4 protein-coding genes are annotated in these 6,793 nt (G+C 72.9%); all 4 read right to left on the bottom strand.

Annotation, left to right across the window (positions count from 1 at the left end):
* Positions 1-6: 6 nt before the first annotated feature.
* A complete protein-coding gene (locus ACFRAV_RS14935; protein ID WP_382555295.1) occupies positions 7-1,047 on the bottom strand; it encodes an acyl-CoA dehydrogenase family protein in 1,041 nt (346 codons plus the stop codon).
* A gap of 1 nt (position 1,048) precedes the next feature.
* On the bottom strand, positions 1,049-2,200 hold the full coding sequence (locus ACFRAV_RS14940; protein ID WP_382555297.1) for an acyl-CoA dehydrogenase family protein: 1,152 nt from the start codon (positions 2,198-2,200) through the stop codon (positions 1,049-1,051).
* A gap of 10 nt (positions 2,201-2,210) precedes the next feature.
* Positions 2,211-6,269, bottom strand: coding sequence for an amino acid adenylation domain-containing protein (locus ACFRAV_RS14945; protein ID WP_382555307.1), 4,059 nt, complete (start codon positions 6,267-6,269; stop codon positions 2,211-2,213).
* A 5-nt stretch (positions 6,270-6,274) separates the two neighbouring features.
* A partial coding sequence (locus ACFRAV_RS14950; RefSeq protein ID WP_382555300.1) for a M20/M25/M40 family metallo-hydrolase occupies positions 6,275-6,793 on the bottom strand: 519 nt, incomplete at its 5' end.

Raw genomic sequence — 6,793 nt, forward strand, 5'->3', positions numbered from 1 at the left:
CTCCCCTCAGGACGCGGCACCCTGGACCGTCCGGAGGCGGTCGGCGCCGACCGTCCGCCAGAGCGCGGCGGGATCTCCGTACCGGGTGGACTCCGCCGCGGCCAGCCGGAAGTACCGGTGCAGGCCCAGTTCCGACGTCATCGCGCGTACCCCGCAGCTCTGCATGCTCAGGCGCACGACGTCACGCGCGGTCTCGGAGGCCATGGCCAGGGCGACGAGGGGCGCGGTGCCGACGGCGGCCGGATCGGATTCGAGCAGCCAGACCCCTCGGTGGACCGCCGCCCTGGTCGCCCGCAGCTCCACCATCGCGCGCGCCAGGGGAAACGACACCGCGGGCAGGTCGCGCAGCCGGGTGCCGAACTGCCGGCGGAGGCAGACGTACTCCACGGCCATGCGGTGCGCTCCGTCGGCGATGCCCAGCAGGTAGGCCGCCTGCCGCAGCCGTGCGCGCGCGAGCGGACCGGTGGGAGCCTCGTCCAGGGCGCCGACGACGTCCGCCGCGGGGACGGGCGTGGCCGCGAACCGGACGACCGGCGGCCAGCTCCCGTCCTGCGTGGTGACACCGTCCGCCGTTCGCTCCACCGCGACCAGCACCGGATCGCCGCCGACCCGGGTGGCCACCAGGAACCGATCGGCGTTCGGGTCGTCGACGGTGACCGTGCCGGTCAGTTCCCAGCCGCCGGCGCGCGGCGTCGCGGTGACCCCGCTGCCGGTGGGCAGGGCTTCGAACCCCGCCAGGGCCACGCTCGGCGCGGCGAGGTCCAGGTCGGCGGCGAACGCGGCGGCCCGGTAGGAGTTGCCGCACGCCGCGCGGCCGAGTTCCTCGCTGACCAGGGCCCCGGCACTCAGCCCCAGGCCGAGCCCGCCGGCGTCGGCGGGGCGCTCGAAGTCGGCCGCCTCCAGCGCGTCGAGCACCGCCCGGGTCGGGCCGCCGGCGCCGTCGGTCACCGGGGCGCCGTGCAGCTCGATCCGGGCGGGCACGCCGGCGAGTCCGGCACGCAGGGCCGTGCGCAGCCGGAGGGCGAACGGGTCGGGCGTGAGGTCCATGTCAGTCTCCCTGTCCGATGGAGTCGAACGAGGCGGCCATGATCTGGAGCATCACCTCGGAGGTGCCTGCCGAGAGCGTCAGTCCCGGAGCCTCCCGGTAGGCGGAGTCCAGGGTCACGGCCGCTCCGGTGCGGTCGGCCCGCTGCTCGGGGCTCGGGATGCCGGCGGCCCAGACCGCGATGGACTGGGCGAGTTCGCTGCTGTGGTACTTGGCGACGGCTGTCGCGACCTGGTCGACCCGGTCCGCCGCGATCCCGGTGAGGACCTCCCAGGCGAGGACGTGGTCGGCGGCGAGCGCGCCGTGCCAGCGGCCGATCTGCTCGAGGAGGTCACCGGGCACGGCCTCCGGTTCACCCTCGACCAGGGCTTCGAGGGCGGCGTCCAGCCAGTGCTCCGCCTTCAGGTAGTAGTCCAGGCCGGTGCGTTCGATGGCCAGGGCCTCGTTGAGCAGCGGCCAGCCCTCGTCGCGCGGACCGAGCAGGTTCGCGCCCGGCACCGCGACCGCGTCGAGGTCGACCCGGTGGAAGTGCTCGTCGCCGATGCCGGGGATCGTCGACACCGTCACACCGGGGGCCCGCATGTCGACCAGGAACAGACTGATGCCCTGGTACTTGCCCGCACCCGGCGTCGTGCGGGCGGCGCACAGGCCGAGGTCGACGAACCGGGTCTTGAGACTGAACACCTTGGTGCCGGTGATCCGGTAGCCGTCGCCGTCCGCCTCGGCGACCGCCCGCAGCCCGCCCAGGTCGGAGCCGGCGTCGGGCTCCGTGTACAGCACCGACGCGAAGCTCTCGCCGCGGGCGATGGGAGGCAGATACCGCTGCTTCTGCTCCTCGCTGCCCGCCATCAGCAGGAACTGGCCGACGATCTGGACGGTGTTCACATGGAACGTGTCCGGCACACCGGCACGAACCAGTTCCTCGGCGACGATCGCGGCGTCGGTCAGCGAGCGGCCCCGGCCGCCGTACTCGACGGGCCAGTGCACGGTGAGCAGACCCAGCTCCCCGAGCAGCCGGTAGAGCGGGCGCGCGTCGGGCTCCACGCCGAACGCGCCGGTGGCCGCCGCCGCCGCGGCCTGGACCTCGGCGGAGCGCAGAGCCTTCCGTACCTGTGCCCGGAACCGCTCCTGATCCTCTGTGAAGCCGAACCGCATGTGTGTCTCCTCACGACGCGAGCGTCTCTTCGATCGCCGCGACGACCCGGCCGATCGCCGGCTCGGTGAACAGGGTGTAGTGGTCGCCCGGTACGCGCTCGGCCCGGAAGGGGCCCGTGCACACCGCCCGCCACTGCTCTTCCATGGCGATGTGCGGGGAGGCGACGAGCACGGTGACGGGTCCGCCGTACGGGGCCGGCGGGCGGTACGCCTGCATGGACAGCGCGCAGGACCGGAACGTCGCGAAACGGTCGGCCAGCTCCTGCTCGGTCAGCTCCAGTTCGACGCCCAGATCGATGAGGGTCTTCCCGACGTCGGCCACCCCGGCGGCCGGGTCCTCGAGGACCGCGGCCACCTCGGGGCCCTCGCGTCCGATCAGCCGTGCGACGTCGTGCACGAACCGCTGCCGCAACGTCGCCTCGTCCAGGGGCACGGAGTCCTCGTCGTAGGCGGCGTCCAGCAGGATCACCGGCGGCTTCTGCCCGGTGGTCTCCTCGATCTGCCGGGCGACCTCGAAGGCGAGCACGCCCCCGTACGACCAGCCGGCCAGGCAACAGGACGCGGACAGGCCGGTCCCGGTCAGGGAGCGCGCGATGCGTGCGGCGGTCGCCGCCATCGCCTGCTGCGCGGGCACCTCGGCGTCCCGGGGGTCGGCGGCGAATCCGCTCACGCCGATGTCGCCGCGCAGCGCCCTGGACAAGGGGATGTAGCAGAACAGCTCGCCGCCCGACGGGTGCAGCAGGACCACCTGCGCCGGCCCGGCCTCACGCATCACCACCGGCGCCCTGCCGGGATCCCGCCGGGACGGTTTCGTCGGCGCCTCGAACGGGTCACCGTCGTCGGTGCTGCCCGCGGCGCTGCTCGCGGCGCGGACGGCGTCGATGGTGGCGGCCAGGTGCGCGACCGTGGGCGAGGCGAAGAAGTCACCGAGCGTGATCTCCACACCGAACCTGCGGTGGATCGCCGACATCAGCTGGACGGCCTGGAGACTGTTGCCCCCCGCCAGGAAGAAGTCGTCGTGCGCACCGATCCTGTCGTCGTGCAGCAGGGGGGCGAGCACGTCACGCAGCAGTGTGCGCTCGGTCCCGGTCAGCGACTCGTCGTCGTGGCCCTCGCCCGACCGGCTCAGGTCGGGGGCGGGCAGCCTGCGCCAGTCGACCTTGCCGCTGCTGGTCAGCGGCAGCTCGTCGAGGACCGTGAAGAAGGACGGGATCATGTACGAGGGCAGGAGCGCGCGCAGATGCTCGCGTACCGCGGGCACCTGCTGCTCGGTGACCCCGGTCAGGCAGCCGACCAGGTGCTTGTCCCCGTTGTCGTCGCTCCACGCCCGGACATGGACCGGACCCATCCCCTCGAAGCCGGTCAGCGCCGATTCCACCTCGCCCAGCTCGATCCGCAGGCCGCGGATCTTGACCTGCTGGTCGATGCGGCCGAGGAAGACGAGGCGTCCGTCCGGAAGCCGCTTCACCAGGTCACCGGTCCGGTAGAGGCGACCGCCGAGTGCGGTGCCGAACGGGTCGGGGACGAACTTCTCGGCGGTCAGCTCGTCGCGGTCGAGGTAGCCGTGCGCCAGCCCGGCGCCGCCGATGACCAGTTCACCCGGTACACCGACCGGGACCTGGCGCAGCCCGGCGTCGAGGACGTGCGCCACGTGGTTGGCCATGGGCAGGCCGATCGGCGGGGACGCGTCCCAGGTGCCGCCGCACTCCTCGACGATCATCGTCACGGTGCACTCGGTCGGCCCGTAGCCGTTGAACAGGCGCCGGCCCGCGTTCCACCGGTTCACCAGCTCACCGCTGAACGCCTCGCCGCCGACGAACGCGATGCGCAGGTCGGTGAACCTCTCCGGCGTCAGCAGCGGCATCACGGTCGGGGGCAGGTCGATGACGGTGACACGGGCCTGCTCCATCAGCGTCTGGAGCCGTTCGACCGACAGCCGTTCCTCATCGGTCGCCAGGCACAGGCGGGCTCCGGTCAGCAGGGCCGAGAAGGTCTCGAAGACGGAGACGTCGAAGGTCGACGAGGCGAACCCGAGCACCCGGTCGGACGGCGTCAGCTCGAACAACTCACGAGCCGAGTCGATGAAGTTGACGACGCCGCGGTGCTTGAGGAGCACGCCCTTCGGCTTGCCGGTGCTGCCGGAGGTGTAGATGACGTACGCGATGCCGTCCGGCTCCGCCGCGAGCGGCGGGTTGTCGTCCGGCAGTGCCGCCAGTGCCTCGCGGACCTCGTCCAGCACCACGACGGGCGCGCCGACCTCGCTCACGGTCCCGCGCGCCTCGGCGTGCGCGAGCACCACGCGCAGCTGGGCGTCCCGGGCGATCTCGGCCACGCGCCCGGAGGGGTGCGCCGTGTCGAGCGGCACATAGGCCGCGCCGGCCTTGAGCACCGCGAGGATCGCGGTCGGCAGGTCCAGGTTTCTGCGCAGACACAGACCGACCCGCGCGCCGGGCTCCACACCGTGCGCGCGCAGCAGGGCGGCGAGCCGGTTCGCGCGGGCGTTCAGCTCGGCGTAGCTGGTCTCCACGCCGGAGACGACGACGGCCACGCCTTCCGGGGCCTCCGCCGCCCGCGCCTCGAACTCCGCGACCACGGTGGATTCGCGGACCGGCCGCACCGGGCCGCCGGCGGCCTCGGTGAGGAACGCCTTGTCCGTGGGGCTCAGCATCTCGGCCGTGGACAGCGGGGCGTCCGGGGCCGCGGTCAGGGTGTGCAGCAGTCCGTCGTAGTGCCGGGTGAACCGGGCGATGCTCTCGGCGTCGAACAGGTGGGTGTTGAACTCGACGGTGAGGTCCGCGTCCGTCCCGGGCTCCGGCCACCGGCTCAGGTTCCAGCTCATGTCGAAGCAGGAGGTGCGGGCCGGGCCGTCCTCGTACGAGATGTCGATGCCGGGCGGGGCGGCGGCGGTGTCCGTGGTGTCCGCGCCCGTCACGCCGAACACGATCTGGAAGAGGGGAGAGCGCGACGGGTCGACGACCGGGTCCGCTGCTTCGACCAGCTTGTCGAAGGCCAGGCCCGCATGCTCGTCGGCCTCCGCCGACACGCGGGCGACCCGCCGGACCAGCTCGCGGAAGGTCGGATCGCCGGAGAGGTCCGCTCGCAGCACGCGCAGGTCGGTGAAGCATCCGACCACCGAGGACACGCCGTCGTGGTGACGGTTCTCGTCCGGCGAGCCGATCACCAGGTCGTCGAGGCCGGAGTACCGGTGCAGCAGCGTGCAGAACGCGGCGACGAGGACGTCGTACGGACTCGCGTCCACCTGCCGGGCCAGCTCGTCGGCCCGCCGCAGGGCTTCGCCGCCGACGGTGAAGCGGGTGCGGTCGCCCGCGAAGGTGCGGGTCTCGCCGCGCGGCCGGTCGGTGGGGAACTCCAGGACCTCGGCGCCCGCCAGCTTGCCGCGCCAGTACGCGCCGAGCCTGTCCAGGTCGGCGCTGTCGAGCCGGTCGTGCTGCCATCGGGCGTAGTCCGGGAACTGCACCGGCAGTTCCGGCAGGTTCGGCGTGCCACCCTCGGTCAAGGCCGTGTAGGAGGCGACGAGTTCACGCTGCAGCACGCCGCGCGAGCGGCTGTCGCAGACGAGGGCGGGCAGGTCGAGCACGAACAGGTGGTCCTCCTGTCCGACCCTGATCAGTGTCGCGCGCCACATCGGCGTACGGTCCAGGTCGAACGGTTCGGCGGCCCGCCGCTCGACGAGGGCTCGTGCCGCCTCGATGTTCTCCGCCTCGGTCAGCGGCAGGGCGACCGGAACCTCGGTGGCGACGACCTGCGTCAAGGCGCCCTCGCGCTCGGTGATCGTGGTCCGCAGCGCCTCGTGCCGGGCCACGGTCGACGCCAGCGCCTCGCGCAGCGCGCCCGTGTCGAGCCTGCCCCGAAGGCGCAGGCACAACTGGGTGCCGGGGACCAGGGGGTCGAGGAAGCGCAGGGTCCGTTGCGCGGGGGAGAGCGGCGTCGGGCCTGTGTGGCCGCGCGATGTCGGCCCGCGTCGTGCCACGGTTTCCGCGTGTTCCCTCAGGCGTGCGAGGAACCGCGTGCGGCGTTGTTCGGGGAGCGCGGCGACGCGCCGGGTCATGTCGGTCACCGAAGACTCCTGATGCGTAGCGGCGCCTCGCCGGCCGGGTCGTGGTCCGGGCGCGCGGGCAGACCCGCGAGCTCCTCGATCGCACTGGTCAGCACGTCGATGCCCCGCAGGTACTCCGACAGCACGATGTGCTCGTCGTCCGCGTGATCGAGACTGCTGTCCCCGGGACCGTAGGTCGCCATCGGGATGTCCCACACCTCGGCGAGCGTGTTCATGTCCGACGTCGCCGTCTTCACCTTCAGCCGCGGCTGGGCATGCAGCCGGCGGATCCCCGACACCAGGGCACGCACCACCGGATCGGCCCGGCCCACCCGGCAGGCCGCCACCGAGTTCCGCACCTCCAGACTGCCGGCGGGCAGACGCTCACGCAGCCCCCGCACCAACGCCTCCACATCGAACCCCGGAGGAACACGCACACTCAGGTCCACCGTCGCCGACGTCAGATCACCGTTCAGCCGGCACAACGTCGCACCCGGCCGGTCGAACACGTCATGACCCGCGTCGGGCCCCAGCAG

It is taken from the genome of Streptomyces sp. NPDC056600 (assembly GCF_042792855.1).
GTDB lineage: Bacteria > Actinomycetota > Actinomycetes > Streptomycetales > Streptomycetaceae > Streptomyces.